The sequence below is a fragment of the Mesorhizobium sp. M0152 genome (genome assembly GCF_040322415.1).
Taxonomy (GTDB): domain Bacteria; phylum Pseudomonadota; class Alphaproteobacteria; order Rhizobiales; family Rhizobiaceae; genus Mesorhizobium.
On the sequence record NZ_JAMYTH010000067.1, the window covers coordinates 1 to 15895 of the forward strand.

At 61.7% G+C, this 15895-nt stretch carries 20 protein-coding genes and 2 pseudogenes; 12 read left to right on the forward strand and 10 right to left on the reverse strand.

Annotation, left to right across the window (positions count from 1 at the left end):
- Together NKJ26_RS31650 and gfa are read left to right on the forward strand one after the other, a co-directional pair.
- Window positions 1-116, forward strand: a pseudogene (locus NKJ26_RS31650) (S-(hydroxymethyl)glutathione dehydrogenase); the annotation flags it as partial.
- Window positions 117-182: 66 nt separating this feature from the next.
- Window positions 183-752: an S-(hydroxymethyl)glutathione synthase gene (gene gfa, locus NKJ26_RS31655; RefSeq protein WP_352598263.1), complete on the forward strand. Its 570-nt coding sequence runs from the start codon at window positions 183-185 to the stop codon at window positions 750-752.
- Window positions 753-1132: 380 nt separating this feature from the next.
- On the opposite strand, the gene NKJ26_RS31660 is transcribed toward gfa, so the two are convergent.
- A complete protein-coding gene (locus NKJ26_RS31660; protein ID WP_352699657.1) occupies window positions 1133-1573 on the reverse strand; it encodes a response regulator in 441 nt (146 codons plus the stop codon).
- 348 nt (window positions 1574-1921) lie between these two features.
- Between NKJ26_RS31660 and NKJ26_RS31665 the strand changes: the two genes are divergently transcribed.
- Window positions 1922-3049, forward strand: a complete 1128-nt coding sequence (locus NKJ26_RS31665; RefSeq protein WP_352699659.1) for a DUF3182 family protein — start codon at window positions 1922-1924, stop codon at window positions 3047-3049.
- Between the two features lie 56 nt (window positions 3050-3105).
- Here the strand turns inward: NKJ26_RS31665 and NKJ26_RS31670 are convergent, their stop codons facing one another.
- Complete coding sequence (locus NKJ26_RS31670) at window positions 3106-4107, reverse strand: ribonuclease Z (RefSeq protein ID WP_352699661.1); 1002 nt, start codon at window positions 4105-4107, stop codon at window positions 3106-3108.
- A 334-nt stretch (window positions 4108-4441) separates the two neighbouring features.
- Here NKJ26_RS31670 and NKJ26_RS31675 point away from each other — a divergent pair, with 334 nt between their 5' ends.
- A complete protein-coding gene (locus tag NKJ26_RS31675) occupies window positions 4442-5947 on the forward strand; it encodes an FAD-dependent oxidoreductase (protein WP_352699663.1) in 1506 nt (501 codons plus the stop codon).
- A gap of 81 nt (window positions 5948-6028) precedes the next feature.
- A complete protein-coding gene (locus tag NKJ26_RS31680) occupies window positions 6029-6931 on the forward strand; it encodes a hypothetical protein (protein ID WP_352699665.1) in 903 nt (300 codons plus the stop codon).
- A gap of 106 nt (window positions 6932-7037) precedes the next feature.
- On the opposite strand, the gene NKJ26_RS31685 is transcribed toward NKJ26_RS31680, so the two are convergent.
- From NKJ26_RS31685 to NKJ26_RS31695, 3 genes are all read right to left on the reverse strand, one after another.
- On the reverse strand, window positions 7038-7472 hold the full coding sequence (locus NKJ26_RS31685; protein WP_352699667.1) for a DUF2267 domain-containing protein: 435 nt from the start codon (window positions 7470-7472) through the stop codon (window positions 7038-7040).
- Window positions 7473-7632: 160 nt separating this feature from the next.
- The gene (locus tag NKJ26_RS31690) at window positions 7633-7854 is read right to left on the reverse strand and encodes a hypothetical protein (protein ID WP_352699669.1); all 222 of its coding nucleotides are present in this window, start codon (window positions 7852-7854) and stop codon (window positions 7633-7635) included.
- Window positions 7836-8069, reverse strand: a complete 234-nt coding sequence (locus NKJ26_RS31695; RefSeq protein WP_027027760.1) for a hypothetical protein — start codon at window positions 8067-8069, stop codon at window positions 7836-7838. Before NKJ26_RS31695 ends, NKJ26_RS31690 begins: the two co-directional genes overlap by 19 nt.
- A 211-nt stretch (window positions 8070-8280) precedes the next feature.
- Between NKJ26_RS31695 and NKJ26_RS31700 the strand changes: the two genes are divergently transcribed.
- Entirely contained in the window at window positions 8281-8727 is a 447-nt protein-coding gene (locus tag NKJ26_RS31700) for a CBS domain-containing protein (RefSeq protein WP_352699672.1), read from the forward strand.
- Window positions 8728-8802: 75 nt separating this feature from the next.
- Here NKJ26_RS31700 and NKJ26_RS31705 read toward each other — a convergent pair whose 3' ends face one another.
- The 4 genes from NKJ26_RS31705 to NKJ26_RS31720 all read right to left on the reverse strand — a co-directional run bounded on the left by NKJ26_RS31705 (window position 8803) and on the right by NKJ26_RS31720 (window position 10864).
- Complete coding sequence (locus NKJ26_RS31705) at window positions 8803-9129, reverse strand: hypothetical protein (protein ID WP_352699674.1); 327 nt, start codon at window positions 9127-9129, stop codon at window positions 8803-8805.
- A 177-nt stretch (window positions 9130-9306) separates the two neighbouring features.
- The gene (locus NKJ26_RS31710; protein WP_352598253.1) at window positions 9307-9513 is read right to left on the reverse strand and encodes a sugar phosphorylase; all 207 of its coding nucleotides are present in this window, start codon (window positions 9511-9513) and stop codon (window positions 9307-9309) included.
- Window positions 9514-9779: 266 nt separating this feature from the next.
- The gene (locus NKJ26_RS31715; protein ID WP_352598252.1) at window positions 9780-10292 is read right to left on the reverse strand and encodes an Hsp20/alpha crystallin family protein; all 513 of its coding nucleotides are present in this window, start codon (window positions 10290-10292) and stop codon (window positions 9780-9782) included.
- 89 nt (window positions 10293-10381) lie between these two features.
- On the reverse strand, window positions 10382-10864 hold the full coding sequence (locus NKJ26_RS31720) for an Hsp20 family protein (protein WP_352699677.1): 483 nt from the start codon (window positions 10862-10864) through the stop codon (window positions 10382-10384).
- Window positions 10865-11063: 199 nt separating this feature from the next.
- Between NKJ26_RS31720 and NKJ26_RS31725 the strand changes: the two genes are divergently transcribed.
- Both NKJ26_RS31725 and NKJ26_RS31730 read left to right on the forward strand, forming a co-directional pair.
- On the forward strand, window positions 11064-11282 hold the full coding sequence (locus NKJ26_RS31725) for a hypothetical protein (RefSeq protein WP_352598250.1): 219 nt from the start codon (window positions 11064-11066) through the stop codon (window positions 11280-11282).
- Window positions 11283-11402: 120 nt separating this feature from the next.
- A complete protein-coding gene (locus tag NKJ26_RS31730) occupies window positions 11403-11678 on the forward strand; it encodes a DUF982 domain-containing protein (protein WP_352699680.1) in 276 nt (91 codons plus the stop codon).
- Between the two features lie 60 nt (window positions 11679-11738).
- Here the strand turns inward: NKJ26_RS31730 and NKJ26_RS31735 are convergent.
- Window positions 11739-12016 (reverse strand): annotated as a pseudogene (locus NKJ26_RS31735) (usg protein).
- Window positions 12017-12447: 431 nt separating this feature from the next.
- Here NKJ26_RS31735 and NKJ26_RS31740 point away from each other — a divergent pair.
- The 4 genes from NKJ26_RS31740 (at window position 12448) to NKJ26_RS31755 (ending at window position 15405) form a co-directional block, all read left to right on the forward strand.
- A complete protein-coding gene (locus NKJ26_RS31740) occupies window positions 12448-12762 on the forward strand; it encodes a co-chaperone GroES (protein WP_352598247.1) in 315 nt (104 codons plus the stop codon).
- Window positions 12763-12818: 56 nt separating this feature from the next.
- Window positions 12819-14447 carry a chaperonin GroEL gene (gene groL, locus NKJ26_RS31745; protein ID WP_352699682.1) on the forward strand — a complete coding sequence of 543 codons (1629 nt, stop codon included), beginning with the start codon at window positions 12819-12821 and terminating at the stop codon, window positions 14445-14447.
- A gap of 64 nt (window positions 14448-14511) precedes the next feature.
- Window positions 14512-14733, forward strand: coding sequence for a hypothetical protein (locus tag NKJ26_RS31750; protein ID WP_352598245.1), 222 nt, complete (start codon window positions 14512-14514; stop codon window positions 14731-14733).
- Window positions 14734-15066: 333 nt separating this feature from the next.
- Window positions 15067-15405, forward strand: a complete 339-nt coding sequence (locus NKJ26_RS31755) for a DUF982 domain-containing protein (RefSeq protein ID WP_352699684.1) — start codon at window positions 15067-15069, stop codon at window positions 15403-15405.
- Window positions 15406-15895: the final 490 nt, after the last annotated feature.

The following is a 15895-nucleotide window of genomic DNA, read 5'->3' on the forward strand; positions in this document are numbered from 1 at the left end:
ACGGCAAGATCCAGATCGACCCGATGATCACCCACACGCTCAAGCTCGAGGACATCAACAAGGGCTTCGACCTCATGCATGAGGGCAAGTCGATCCGAAGCGTCGTCGTTTACTGAGGAAAGCCACACGCCGCCGACCAGCAGGCCTGCGACCTCTGTGGTTCACAACATGGGAGGAATGAAATGGCGGAGAAACTGCATCCTAAGATCGACAATGGCTTGCCCAGGGAAAGCGCGAGCTTTGCCGGCGGCACGCTGGTCTGCGCCTGCACCAGCAATCCGGTCAAGGTTCGGGTCAAGGGCCAGATCGCCCACAACCATGCCTGCGGCTGCACCAAATGCTGGAAGCCGGAGGGCGCGATATTCTCGGTGGTTGCCGTGGCCGGCACCGGCGATGTCACCGTTGTCGAGAATGGCGACAAGCTCAAAGTGGTCGATCCCAGCGCGCTGATCCAGCGTCATGCCTGCACCGGCTGTGGCGTCCACATGCACGGACCGGTCGAACGCGACCATGCGTTCAAGGGCCTGTCCTTCATCCATCCCGAGCGTTTCGTCGAGGACGGCTGGTCGCCCCCCGGCTTCACCGCCTTCGTCTCGTCGATTATCGAATCCGGTGTCGACCCGAGCCGCATGGACGGCATTCGTTCGCAGCTGAAGCAGATCGGGCTGGAGCCCTATGATTGCCTCAACCCCGGCCTGATGGATTTTATCGCCACCTGGACCGCGAAAAAGTCGGGCGCCTTGCCGGCTTAGCGACCGTTCAAATTATCGATGGAGCCGGGCGAAAATCGGCCGGCTCCATACGTTGGGAAGACGCAGGCGACCGCGTGGACGGTCGGAATCGAAGCCACCAGCGCTCCCGTGAGTACGATTCGGGCTGAGTCGCTGTCTTGCAAAGTCTGCGGTGCACTCATCACCGAATGGATCTCCTGCGTGTTGCTGAGCACGGCCGAGACAGCAGGGAAAGAAGTGCGGGCTTGGTGAAACAAGAGGTGCCGGTGCGCCTCTCGTGGGAACGATGCCTGGACGAGCGTGCTCCATCTCCTTGGGTGTCAAATCCTGGCGATATGCTGGTCGGAGGCGCTGCGGATCGATCTCGACCAATTTCTCCCGCGGCAATCTTTGCCGTGTCGTCAGCGGGCTGCCGCTTTATCGACTGCCGGCTGAGTTCCGTTCATCAGAGCCTGTAAATCGGAGGCCAGCATGAAAGCGGGTTTCGAGAAGAAGCGGTCGAAAAGATGCTGATCCTCATAGGTTGGGGCGTAGCGCCCGGACATCGCCGCCACTTTGATCGTCGGCCTCTCGCGACGAATGTAATCAGCCAATCCCAGGCCGTCGAGCTTGCCGGGCATTTCGATGTCGGTCAGCACCAAGTCGATCAGCATGGGGGTCTGGAGAAGCTCCACGGCCTCGTCCGCCGTCCCGGCCTCGTAAACCGTCCAGCCGGCTTCCCGTAGCTGATCGCCTACATCCATGCGGATGAAGAGATCGTCCTCTACCAAAAGCACGATGCCGGCGCGAGCTTGAGCGCCCCCAAGCCCTTCCGGTACAATTTCTGTTGGTTCGTTCGCCATTGGCTGCCCTTCGACGCCACCCAACGCTGCCCCGGCATAAAGGTTCCATATCCGAACGGGCCGGAATATTTGGTAGAAATCTCCGAGATGCGGATCGGATAAGCGGCTCGCGCGAAAGCCCCGTGCGCTCTGATGTGCCGACCCCGGTAGAAGCGCGATCAGCCGTTGTGAAATCTGCTCCACGGCACCGACCCGCCGGCCGCGCACGCCGCCCCACAGTCCAGCGCGAGCAGGTCAAGTCAGCCTGAACCTTTTCTTCGGCCTTTGCGTTTCCCGGTCTGGGCGGCGCGATCCGCTGAGTCCGGCAGATCGCCGCTGACGCGGATGAAGCAGGAAATTGGGTACGGCATGACCGAAAACCAAACGATACCGCCAGGCGAAGCCAGAGGCGTGGTGATCGCATGCTCGGCACCGGATTGCGAGCCCCTCTACGTTCACGAAAGGGCGGCAATCACGGCTGTCGCGCGCGCGATTGCCGACCTCAAGGGATTTGCTTTCCAGGATGGTTTCAGCAACAGCGGCGGGAATGGCGCATGCTCATATTTCGTGCCGGACGATTGCCTGGTCGCCGCGCATGCGGACCGACTGGGCATCAAGGGACCGAGAGACCTCTTCGGGGGTGTAGTCCCCTGGCGGTTCGCAACCACCAAGGCACTCACTCACGAATTGGTGGACGCATCGGCCGAGCAGCCGGCGGGTTGGCCGCACGGCTTCGGCCGCGCCGTCAACGCGGCAGTGCTGCCCGGCTACAGCGCGTTTTCTCGACGCGATGCCTTGCAAGCAGCGGAACGGCTGTTGAAGTTCGGGGCGGTCCGGCTCAAGCCACCGCTCTCCTCGCGGGGGCGGGACCAGCACGTTGTACGCACAGTCGCGGACGTCGCAGGCTTTCTTGAGCAATATCGCTCCAGCGATATGCAGGAGTGCGGGCTAGTACTTGAAGCTGACCTTCACGACATCACGACGCTGAGCATCGGCGTGGCGACAATCGATGAAATTGCAGTTGCGTACTACGGCACTCAGAGGATGACGACGGACAATGCGGGAGAACCCGTCTATGGGGGATCCGATCTCGTCGTGATGCGCGGCGAATGGGAGGCGTTCGAAGCCTTGCAACTTCCTAGTGAGCTGCGTTTGGCCGTGGCGCAGGCGAGGGCCTATGACGCTGCAATGCGTAGCTGTCCCGGGTTCTTTGCCTCGCGGCGCAACTATGATGTTGGCCAAGGCATCGATTCATCGGGCACCTGGCGCTCGGGCGTGCTCGAAGCCGGCTGGCGGATTGGCGGCGGCAGCACGGCCGAACTGGCGGCAATGAACGCGATGAAGCGGGATGCCGGCCTCCAACTTGTCCGGGTATCCGCTGTCAAGGCATTTGGCGAGGCTGGTCGTCCGCCGGCAAATGCGGATCTGCATTTCCAAGGATACGATCCTGAAGAAGGCCCGATTACGCGTTACACCGTAGTCACGCAGGCGGCCTGAGCTTGAAGAAAGCGAAACCGGTTCTGGCGAGGTCGATGCCATGGGCTGTCGTGCTGCTACGCCGCGACCACCGGCAGGCCGCCGAAACTTCGCTCGAATTGCTCGCGCAATTCGGTTTCCCGCCCGAGGTAACGCGGCGAGAAATGCATCGGGAAGGCCGTGCGGACGCCGGCGGAGCGCGCGATCTCGCCGGCTTGGCGGGCCGTCAGGTGCTTCCTTGACGAGGCGAGCCGCAGATCGTCTTCCAGAAATCCACCCTCGATGAAGAGCTGGTCGGCGCCCCGCGCAAGTCGGCAAAGGCGGGCGACGTTTTCGGCATGATAGGCAAGATCGGTCGCATAGGCGATCCGCTGACCCGGCGCGCGTCTCAAGGCGCCGGCGTCCAACAGCTTGCGCAATGAAATTTGCTTCCCGGCGGCAGGCGTGAATTCAGTGGCGGCATCGCCTCCGGTTCTCGCCGCCCGCTTCGCTTCGTTCAGCCATGGACCGACGGGCAGGCCGAGCTCATCGAGCCGTGCCTTGTGCACATTGGTCCGGACCTTCTCCTGAAAGGCGAAGGCAAGGCAGGGAATGCCGTGGTCGAGCGTTGCCGCCTCTATGTGGAATTCCGCCTCATCGAGGGGCAGCTTGTCACCTTCCAAGGGCTGGGGGCGGCGCGCGAAGGCCTCTCGTGCCCGAAACAGGCTGCGGGCGACAAATTCATCATCTCCCCAGTCCGAGGCGACGATCGAGAAGTCCTGCGATTGCTCGTCCAGAAGGTTCCAGGTGTAGGCTCGCAGCTTGGCTTCGACGGCATTCCCAAGTCCGGGCGGACCGACTATGTTCAGTTGCTTGTCTCTATAGAGGGAAAGCCGCAGCAGATGATCGAAGCCGACGAAATGATCCATGTGCATGTGCGATACGAAAACGTGCGTGATGCGGAGGATTTCCCGCGGCGACAACGCCGACAGATCACCGAGATCGAACAGGATCGCCCTGCCGCCAAAGCGGAAGTCGAGCAGCAAGCCGGCATCCGAGTAAACGTCGTTCACCAGGCGGGGTTGGACAAGCAGTGTCATCGGGCGAGGCCGATTTGAAGACGTATCATCTCCGATAAACCGTGGGCCTCCGACGAGGTTCCTTGTCGCACCGCGTGCCGGCGGGCTTGTCGCGAAGCAGGCAAACGCGTGTCGGCGCGAAGAGGAGGCCGCCGGGGGAAACCAGCCCCTGCTTTCACTCGCGTCTCTCTCCAGCGTTTAACGGCCTTTAGCGTTTGACGGCCTAGCCCAGACGGCCACCGCTTTCGCGGCGGAGGCACAATCGCAGACCGGGACCACTTGTAACGAGACATATTTCCCGGCCTCGCCGCGAAACCAAATCGATGCAGGAGCGTTCGCCCTCAGGAACCGGCGTATGGATACGGATCGCACGACACAGCATTTGAGCTTGCGCTTGCCGGGGAAGCCTGGGAGCTGTTGGACAGCGGGTGCTGGGTCGCGGGCTTTCCCGCAATTTGCCGGCTCGATCCACACCGAAACCGTCATTGTCGGCGGAGGAATAGTTGGCCTCACGGCCGCGCTTCGGCTGTGCGAATCGGGTCGTTCGGTCGTCGTCGTCGAAGGGCTGCGAATAGGCGGCCAGGTGACGGGCCGTTCGACAGCCAAGATCACGACCCAGCACGCCCTGATCTATCGGCATCTGATCGATACGCTCGGCCTCGAAGCAGCCCGCGCCTATGCCGAGGCCAACTCCGCAGGCGCCAAGCAGATCCATGATTGGGTCCGGCAACATGCTATCGAGTGCGACCTCGAGAGCAAGCACGCGTACACCTACGCAACGGAGGCTGCGAGGCGCTCCGAGATCGAGGCGGAAGCGGATGCGGCGCGTCAGGTCGGGCTTGAAGCGGAGGTTCTTGACCGCGCTCCGCTCCCTTTCCGGACGGTCGGTGCGCTTCTTTTTCCAGACCAGGCGCAGTTCAATCCGGCCATGTATCTTGCCGGTCTGGCCGAAGCGGTGTGGGCCCTGGGCGGGCGGATTTTCGAGAACAGCCGTGCGCGGCTGATCGATGAGGCGAGCCGCTGGCGCGTCGTCACAGACGGCGGCACGATCCATGCGGAAAATGTGGTGGTGGCCACCAACATGCCAGTCAAGAGTCCGGTTGGAATGGCTAACCGGACCCAGCCGCGCTGCCATTCGGCAATGGCCTTCCGCATCGATGACGCTGTCGCCATCGACGGCATGTTCATCGGCATCGACGATCCCACTCATTCGATTCGCACGGGCCGCGATCCGGAGGGGCCGGTGCTCATCGTCCTCGGGCCGAAATTCAACACGGGCCAGGATGGGAACGTGGCCGCCCGCTTCGCCGAGCTCGACAAATGGGCAAGAGAGAATCTGCCGGTCGGGCACGTTGCCTGGCACTGGTGCAACGAGGACTACGACACGGCCGACCGCGTGGCCTATGTCGGCATGCCCGATCCGGAGAATGCGCCCGGTTTCCATATTGCCAGCGGTTTCAACGCCTGGGGCATCAGCAACGGAACCGCCGCGGGAATGATGATCGCCGATCTGATTTGTGGTCGATCCGGCCGCTGGACCGGCCTGTATGATCCTGCGCGGCCATATCCGAAGAATTTTCACCGAAACGGCGACAGCCAGTCCGTCGTGGACAATGTCGAGGCGATTGCGCCGTTTGGAGGCGGCGTCATCATCAAGGGAGACGAAAAGATCGCGGCCTGGAGAGACGCCGAGGGCCAGTTGCACTGCGTTTCAGCGACATGCACCCATAAGGGCTGCACCGTGACCTGGAACAATGCGGATATGACCTGGGACTGCCCCTGCCATGGCTCGGTATTCGCCGCCGATGGTTCCGTCATCCATGGCCCGGCGCGAAAGCCGCTTGCCCCGGCGGTCCTATAAAAGGTGACCCGCTAAGCAAAGCCAGCTTCAGGAGGGCCGTGTCCGGATCTGCAGGGCGAAGTATGAAGTCGGAGTTTGGAAATGGCGCTGCATGAAGTCGACTATGTGCTTGCGAAGCTCGATTGGATGCGCGCCGAACGCATCTGGCCGAACGGACTGCGATATCTATGGACCGATGCTTTCGGGGTCGTTCTCTACCTGTCATTGTATGACGAGCTTGGTGAGGATCGATGGATCGGTCAGGCGGAGAAATTGGTGGCGGACGTAGAGCGCGTCCTTGGCCGGCCACGAGGGCTCCGCATCGGCGAGGCCGAGGATCGCGACGGCCAGTACTTCCACTATCTGGCGATGTGGATGTTCGCTCTCGCCCGGCTTGGCGAAGTGAAGCCCGAATACAAGGACCGCGGCGTGGCATTGGCGCGCGACGTCCACTCCGCCTTCGTGCTGCCCGGCCGCGGCGTGATCTGGAAGATGCAAGAGGACCTGAGCGGCCCTTACCCTGGTTTCGGATTAGGGTCCATGGACGCCTATGACGGCTATGTCGCCTATAACGTGCTCGATCCGGATGCGCTGGCGCAAGAGATCGCCGAGATGCGGGACCTGATCGAAAGAGACTGGCGTGGGTTGGACATCGATCAGGATCTCGGTCTCGGCATGATGCTGTGGCTCGCTCATTTCTTTCCTGAGGAACCCTGGGCCATCGAGCAGGCCAGGCGCGCAGTCGTTGCGCTTGATGGGATGTGGATCGAACCGCCTGGGTATTTCTGCCGCGCACCGTGGCTGCGCGACACGAAGTTCGCTTTCACCAATTACGGCGTCTCATTGGGTCTCCAGGCCGCGAACCTTTGGCCCGAACGCGTGTCGCGCCTCAATGCCTTCTTCGAAAAATGGCGCTCCGGCGACGAGTACGATCGCGAGGCGATCACCTGGGTGATGGCCTGCACGTCCAGGCTTCCCGGAAAGTTTCTTGAAGCCAGGCAGTGAGATTCGAATTTCTGCTCCACATCGAACCAGTGCCGGCGGGCGGCGATCAAGCAACTCGCGATTCAGCGAGATCATCCGAGGCGCCTCGCAAGCTGAACGCTTGCGATCAAACCTGCTGCGGTTCCGCCACGCGCCTGATTTCCTCGGGCAGCGCCTCCCAGACCTTCGCCATCTGCCCGGCATCGACATGACGATCCAGAACATCGCTGACGACCCTGAGAGCGTCGCCGGCGTCGACCGGGCGAACGGATTCCAACTGGTCCTTGATCCTGGCAAGGAACTCGTCGGGCGACCTGGTCCGGTCGGGTGCTGCCGACGGTCTGTACTGGTCGAAATAGATGCCCCGCACGAGGAGCGGCAATTGCGAGCCGAGATGGGCGGCAAGGTCCGGCGGCAGGCGATCCCTCACCGTGCGCAGCACCGTGCCGAGAATATGCCAGGCCATCTGTCGATCGGGACCCATCTCAGCCATGATTTCATCGAGCCAAATGTGCGTTGTCTGTAGCGTCTTGTCGAAGACGTCCAATCCTGTGGCGCTCATGACAATCTCCCTGCAAATTTTGAGCGGCCGTTGCCAACGGGTGCGAAAGCCAATTGTTCCGCGCCGATTCGGTAATCTGCGACCGAGGTGCTCCGGTTGGAGCCGATCACAACATCACGCCATCACGAGGCGATCGCTGGCCGTTCGCGTCATCTTGGTGCTACGGACCTCCTGCCATGGAGCCGACCACCACCATGACGATTGCGTCAACGTCGATCTCGCCGTCGACGACTATTCTCTCGCCGTCTCTTCGAACCTTGAGCTTCGACGGGTCCTCGGCGGCTTGCCTTTCGAGTTCCTCGATCACGCCGGTGATCGCCTTCGCCTCGAGCGGCTGCTTGTTCATCTCGAGCGGCTGCTTGTTCATATTGCCGGCACCCATTTCCAGAACACTCCTTCTTTCCGCTCGGGATAGTGCTTGAACTCGCATTCGAAGCGACGGCCATAGGACGCCGCGGCGGCGAGCGCCACGCCGGACGGTGGGTTCATTCCGGTGCGCGGCGCGAACCAGTCCTCCAGGAGGTCATCGGGCACATAGGCGCCTATCCTGAGGGGCAGGTGTTGAAGCACCAAATCCATATCGCGCGGTATTGGCATCGCTCGGTCCGCGTCTCCGGAATCCCGTCGCTGTCGAGCCAAACCCCCGAACGCAAGGAGTGTTCCCGATCGATGTTGAATACCCCACCCGGGGAATGTCGGAAAACCTATTCCGGCTCATCGTTGCCTAGGGCGGAACATCGAGGCTCCGCACGAGTTGGGGGCCAGGACCGATGTCTGCATCTGGTCCGCCAATCGACAGGAGCTGGAAATGAAAGTGAGCGAAGTGATGACGCGCGACGTCCGCGTCGCCAATCCGAACGAGACCATCCAGGAGGCAGCCCGCATCATGGCTGAAATAGACGCCGGTCTGGTTCCGGTCGGCGACAATGACCGGCTCGTCGGCATGCTGACCGATCGTGATATCGCGATCCGTGCGGTGGCGCAGGGCAAGGGCCCCGACACCAAGGTCGGCGACGTCATGACGAATGACGTGAAATACTGTTTCGACGACGAAGACACTGATGACGTATGCCGGAATCTCGGCGATCAGCAGATCCGTCGCATTCCCGTGGTGAATCGGAACAAGCGGCTCGTGGGCATCGTCTCGCTGGGCGATCTCGCATTCGCGGACGGCAGCGGTGGCACCGGCGATACCTTGGCCGCCATCTCACGCCCCGGCGGGCAGCACACGCAAACCGGCGGCGTGCGGCATTAGCTGGAGCGTTGAAGCGCGGAAATTGCCCGGCGCTTCGAATGGAGGCCGTCCAGGTCCGCAGGGAACTGCCGCATCTTAGCCGCCACCTATCGGCGTCATCACCTTTCCGGTTCCTCCGCATTCGGGACAGGGTGCGCCGTCGACCTTGCCGGTCCCCGAGCAGCGGCGGCAAACGTTCTCGCCGGCACCCGGCGTGCCTGGCGAAACTTCGTCCGGATTGCCTTGCGTCTCCTGGGAGTGATGGGATTCGCCCTGAAGCGAGTTTCTTAGCCGATCGACAGATCTCTCATCGAACTCAAGCGCCTTGCTGCTGTCGTCAGGCAAACCTTCGCCGGACTGGGCGATGGTTTCGTCGCGCGGCCGATCATTCAGGCCGGTGGTAATTTTCGGTTTCCGAGCCATTGCGGCATCCTCCGCGATCGCAGAACGGTAATCCCTGGCGCGGGCATGATCCTCGCCTGAACGTCAGCTTCGAAGAGCGTGCTCGAGTTGGCCTTGGACATTTTCGGACGCCGAAATACCGCTGCGCCCGACCTCTTGCAGAGTTCGGCCCTTCTGGTGCCGTTGACCCTGAACGCCTCACCAGCGGATGACGATTACCTTGTCGCTCCCGCCGTCCAGTTGCACCGCCTCGGTGCCATCAGACTTCCGGCTGCCGATTCGAGCGTTGTTGACGACCTCCACGCCAGCAGGATTCACGCCGAAGACTTCATCTACTTCGGCGGTGCAGACCAGTGTTTCGGGCGGTAAATTCTCGACCTGCTTCATTAGCTCGCGAAGCATCATGTCACACCCTTTCGCTTGGAACGATACGGCATATGCCCGCAAACCCGTTGGAGCGCGAAATGTTCCTCGCCAAGCAGCCGACCGCGGATGCCGGCAGCAGGCGGCGAATTTCCGCGCCAGCTTGGACACCAGAAAAGCCGAAGTGTCACGCCGCTGACCGCCGACCGAACATCTTCGGGCCTATAACGGCACGCCCGACGGATCGATTTCTTCCCGTCGGTATGCTGCGCGCCGGAGGCAGGTTGACCACCTCCGGCTGCCGAACGTCAGCTCTTGCCTTTGATCGCGATGCGTTTTGCCTGTGATCGCGCCTGCTCGGTCTTCGGTAGCGTGATTGTGAGGACGCCGTTGTTGAAACGAGCATCGACCTTGTCCTCGTCTATCTCATAGCCGAGTGGAATACGGCGCTCGAAGCGGCCGTAAAACCGCTCGGAGAACTGTCGGTCCTTGTCCTCCGTTTCGGAGCGCTTCTCACCTTTCAACGCGAGCACGCCATCATCGAGCAGAACCTCGATGTCCTTTTCCTCCATGCCGGGCACCTCGGCCGTGACACGGATCTCCTTCTCGCCATCGGAGATCTCGACGCTCGGCCAGCGCCCGCCGTCCGAGGAGAATGCCGGCAACGACGGCAGTCCGGAACCGAAACCTCGGAAGACGTCGTCGAACAGTCGGTTCACTTCACGGTGCAACGACAGGAACGGATCACGTTCGCCATCGCGAAACACGCTGGGAACCTGGCCGCGTTCGCGGCCAAACGGAATGAGATCACGTACGCTCATTGTTTTTCTCCTCTCTTTATCTTGGTCTCCTCCAAGTCGCCTCAGAACCGGACGTACTCATCCGGCTGTGAGCTTAAAGTGGACCAGTCTCAGGCGGCCTGCTTTTTGGTCGCCTGGCTAGCAGTCCTGGATTCGATCGTGCGCTCTGTCCCGCCGCTGCCGATCTCAATCCGGCGCGGCTTCATCTCTTCGGGAATCTGGCGCTTTAGATCAATGGTCAGCAAGCCGTTGGCGAGGCCGGCGCCGGTCACCTTCACATGGTCAGCCAATTCGAAGCGGCGCTCGAACGGTCGGGCCGCGATGCCGCGATGCAAGTAATCGCCATTATCCTCTGCTGATCTTTCGCCAGCGACGACAAGCATATTGGGCTCATGTATGACGCTCAACTCGTCTTGGCTGAAACCTGCCACAGCCATGGTGATGCGGTAGGCGTCGTCGCCGGTCTTGGCGATGTCATAGGGCGGCCAATTGTCGACGCTTGTCGACCGGCTCGCATTCTCGAGCAGGTCGAAGACCCGGTCGAAACCGATGCTCGACCGATAGAGTGGGGAAAAGTCGAATGCGGTTCTCATAGCTACATCCTCCGTTGAGCAACATAGATACGAAGAGCGCCAGCACCGGCGCTTATAGCCGGCCCCGTTCGGCGACCGGCGATTTTGATTTGGTAGTTGTCTGTTTGAAATCAAGACCCAATTCTGTGTTGCTGCCGGATTCTGCCGACGAAGCCGCACACCCCATTCCGGCGCTGCTGGCACTCCCACGGAGGACATCATGACCATGACACGCGACGACATCATTTCGGTACTCGGACCCGTCGACGAGGCGGTCATCGCCGATATCGCCCTGACAGGAGCCACGATCGAGGAATTGCGCGAAGCCGTCGCCTGGATTGGCGCCGACGAGGCGCTGGTCAATGAGGGGCGTCCCCTGCCGGGCCCAAGGGTGGCGAAGCTGATGGAGTTGCTCGAGACGCCGGAGGAGGAGGACTAACCGGCGTTGGCCGGTGGTCTTGAATCGCTCGGGCGAGTGAACCATGTGCCCCACCGGCGCCGATCCTAGAAATCGGTCGCCGGCGTTGCTTGCTCGAAGAACAAAAAGACGGAGGAAGTGATGAACGACGTCCCGTTTACCCGGCCGATCACTCTTAGTTTTCAGTCCAGCAGAGAGCGCAAGGTCGCGAGCAGCTGGGAAGCGATCGAGTGCATGCGCTTTGAATGGCCCACACGAGCGCGCGGCCGTAGCTGGCGCGCAGCCTATCGGACTTGCCGCGACGCGCTCGACGGCTGGCGCACGGCGCGTGAGGCGCGCAAGGCGTTTTTGCACGCGGCCCGCACCGCCGGATTGCTTGCCGCAGCGCACAAGCCCGACGGATCGCCAGAATCGTAAGGGCAACGAGATCCTAGGGCAACGAGGCCGGCGTTAGTGCAGGACGCCGGCTTTACCGTATCACTGAAGGGCGATGATGCCGTCGACCGCCCGCAGTCCGACGGCTGGATGAGGCGGTGGTGAGCGACACGGACCGAATGGAGCGGGCCATCGAGTTCGCGCTCCCAATAGCCGAGAAACTCCTTGAGTTCCGGAAAGTCCGGAGCGAGATCGTAGTCCTGCCAGATATAGAGCTGAAGCAGGCTCGGATGGTCCGGCAGATGATAGTGTATTTCGGCGGTGGTCAGGCCATAGCCATCCATTTGCAGGCGGAATTCGCTGCTGACGCTTTCAGCCATGCGTTTCTCCTTTCCTATATCTCCGTTCAGGCGTCGAGCCTGTCGAATTTGTGGGCCAGGTTGGAAATGATCGGCGAAAGGCTCTTTCGGTTCATCGATGTCCTCCGTCTGCAAATAACGCCTCGAGAACGTCGGCGGTTCCGGTGCCGCCCCGGGGCAGCCGAGCCCGGATGGTCCTGTTGGATCGCGACGAAAATTCAAGTCGCAAGCCCTGGCACTCAAACCAAATAGCTTCGCGATAACAGGCTTTTGGCACTCGCCCCGGTCGTGTGCCAAAATTTTTTGGCCAGGCTCTTGAAACCGAAAAACAGCAAAACTAGCTCGATATGCGCCACGATAGTTGATGAAGGATCGCGGCGCCTGCACCGGCTCGATATTGCCGGTCCGGTGTGGAGGAGGCTCAAAACCTGCTTGTCCATGAGGAGAACGACATGACGTTTCGTCCATTGCACGACCGTATCCTGGTCCGCCGCGTCGAAGCCGAGGAAAAGTCGGCCGGCGGCATCATTATTCCCGACACTGCCAAGGAAAAGCCGCAGGAGGGCGAAGTACTCGCCGTCGGTCCCGGCGGGCGTGACGACAGCGGCAAGCTCACCGAGCTCGACGTGAAGATCGGCGACCGCATCCTGTTCGGCAAATGGTCCGGCACGGAGATCAGGCTCGATGGCGAGGACCTGCTCATCATGAAGGAAAGCGACGTGATGGGCGTAATCGAGCAGACCGCCGAAGTGAAGAAGGCCGCCTGATGGCTTCTTCGAATCCAACCAGTCAACGAATGCTGCCTGAATGAAGGAGTGATCCAATGGCTGCCAAAGATGTGAAATTCCATACCGAAGCGCGCGAGAAGATGCTGCGCGGCGTCGATATTCTTGCCAATGCGGTGAAGGTGACGCTCGGCCCCAAGGGCCGCAATGTCGTCATCGACAAGTCATTCGGTGCTCCGCGCATCACGAAGGACGGCGTCACCGTCGCCAAGGAGATCGAGCTCGAGGACAAGTTCGAGAACATGGGCGCGCAGATGGTGCGCGAAGTGGCTTCCAAGACCAGTGACCTTGCGGGCGACGGCACCACGACCGCGACCGTTCTCGCGCAGGCGATCGTCAAGGAAGGCGCCAAGGCTGTTGCATCGGGCATGAACCCGATGGATCTGAAGCGCGGCATCGACAAGGCGGTCGATGCGGTCGTCGCCGAACTGAAGGCCAATGCCCGCAAGGTGACAAAGAACGACGAGATCGTGCAAGTCGGCACCATTTCAGCCAATGGCGACGCCGAGATCGGCCGCTTCCTCGCCGAGGCGATGGAGAAGGTCGGCAATGAGGGCGTCATCACGGTCGAGGAGGCCAAGACCGCCGAGACGGAACTCGAAGTGGTCGAAGGCATGCAGTTCGACCGCGGTTATCTCTCGCCCTATTTCATCACCAATCAGGACAAGATGCGCGTCGAGCTCGACGAACCCTATGTGCTGATCCACGAGAAGAAGCTCACCAATCTGCAAGCGATGCTTCCCGTCCTGGAAGCCGTGGTGCAGTCGGGCAAGCCGTTATTGATCATCGCCGAGGATGTCGAGGGCGAGGCGCTCGCCACGCTGGTGGTCAACAAGCTGCGTGGCGGCCTGAAGGTCGCGGCCGTCAAGGCGCCGGGCTTCGGCGACCGCCGCAAGGCCATGCTGGAGGACATCGCCATCCTCACCGGCGGCACCGCGATCTCGGAAGACCTTGGCATCAAGCTGGAGAACGTGACGCTGCAGATGCTGGGCCGTGCCAAGAAGGTGGTGATCGAGAAGGAGAACACCACGGTCGTCGATGGTGTCGGCCGCAAGGAAGAGATCCAGGGCCGCATCGCCCAGATCAAGGCCCAGATCGAGGAAACCACCTCCGACTATGATCGCGAGAAGCTGCAGGAGCGCCTGGCCAAGCTCGCCGGCGGTGTCGCGGTGATCCGGGTCGGCGGTTCGACCGAGGTCGAGGTCAAGGAACGCAAAGACCGCGTGGACGATGCCCTGCATGCGACGCGCGCGGCCGTCGAGGAAGGTGTGCTGCCGGGAGGCGGGGTCGCGTTGCTGAGGGCCGCCAAGGCACTCGATGCCGTCCTCGTCGACAATGCCGACCAGAAGACCGGTGTCGAAATCGTGCGCCGCGCGATCGAAACCCCGGTTCGTCAGATCGCCGAGAATGCCGGCGCCGAGGGCTCGATCATCGTTGGCAAGCTGCGGGAGAAGAGCGAGTTCGGCTGGGGCTGGAACGCCCAGACCGACGAGTTTGGCGATCTCTACGGCCAGGGTGTGATCGACCCGGCCAAGGTGGTGCGCACGGCTCTGCAGGATGCAGCTTCCGTCGCCGGCCTGTTGGTAACCACGGAGGCGATGGTGGCCGAGAAACCGAAGAAGGAAACCGCGCCGGCCATGCCCGCCGGCGCCGGCATGGACTTCTGAGGTATGGCCAGTCCGCCCGCTCCTTGGCGGAGCGGGCACCGGTCACAAGATAGCGGAGGAAAACATGGATATGACGGCTGGCCTCGGGCCCGTACCCCAGCCGACCCATTCGGCAAAGGATTTCCTGGCCTACGAGACCGAATGCAGGGCGGCGCTGAAGCCGCTGCTGACAGCACTGATCGACATGGCCGAAGCTGCCGGCTGGAGCCGGCGCACTTTGGCATCGACACTGATGTTTCTTGCCGCGCAGCACGTCTCGTCGGCCTCCGAGGAGGTCAAGACATGATTGCGGGCCGGTTGCGGGAATGCCTGAAAGCGCTGAGGTGGGAGGCAAGAGATCTTGCGGCCGAACTTGGCTGTCCGCAACGAGAGGTCGCGGCCTGGCTGGACGGCCGCAGCCCTTCTCCCCTTGCCGTCGGGGCCTGGCTCGAGGCGTTGGTCAAGGCGCACAAGGCCCTGCCGGCGCCGGGCCGGAGTACCCCGGTGCTTCAGCCGGACTCGGCCAAGATCGAACTGGCCGGAATCAGCATCACTGGACCGGCGGTGGCGTCCGCCATGCATGTAATCCCGACGCATTCGCCCTATCCGCGGCGGGCCGCGCTCTCAGGTGCCCGGCCCGTTGCAGATCCTGCACAATCGAAAGGAGGCACAAGCCATGGATCGCGGGCAGTTTGAAGAACCGGTCACCCTTCTGGTGGGAATGGGTTTTCCGGTGAGAATCGAGAATGTCATGCAAGCCTACGCCTTGCTTCAGGACTGGCCCGCCGCCAGACGCAACGGCGCCCACGCCGTCGCGCTCAATGCCTGCAAGGCCGGCATTGCCGGCGAGATCGATCCGCAAACCGTGCGGACAACGCTGGTCGCCTTTGGCCGTCGCAACGACATTCTGCTGCCGACCACCCTCCCACGTCCGGCGCCAGCATCGCTCGGCAACGCTCTGCCTGCCGGGCGAGTTTGAAGGTCCTTGCGGGCGATTGGATCGGCAGGCCAACGCGCTGCGGCAAGTTTGTTCCAATGGCCGAACGTTTGACGATTTCCATGCAAATGCCCGCGTCCCTGCAGAAGGACGCGGGCAGATCGGGAGGGTTCCCGATCGGCAGCGGTTGAGGGGAAACTGCTGCAAAAGCAGAAACTTCGATCTCGACGAGACGTTCCAGCGAAATCGATAATTTTGCTGGGGCGGCCAGGATGCCATTGTGACGAGACACGATGTCTGCCCCTGGATTGTGCGCCATCGCCGCGGCGTCCTGACCGACAGTTTTCTCGACGACGCGAAGGAACAACTCCCGAGCAGCATTGTTAAAGCTGAGCGTGTCGCTCGATTCGCATTCCTCGATTGTCGGAGATGAAGATGGCCACGAAAAAGAGTTCCCAAAGCAATGCCAAAGGTCTTGAAGACCTGTTCTATGACGGACTGAAGGATATATACTACGCCGAACGCAAGATCC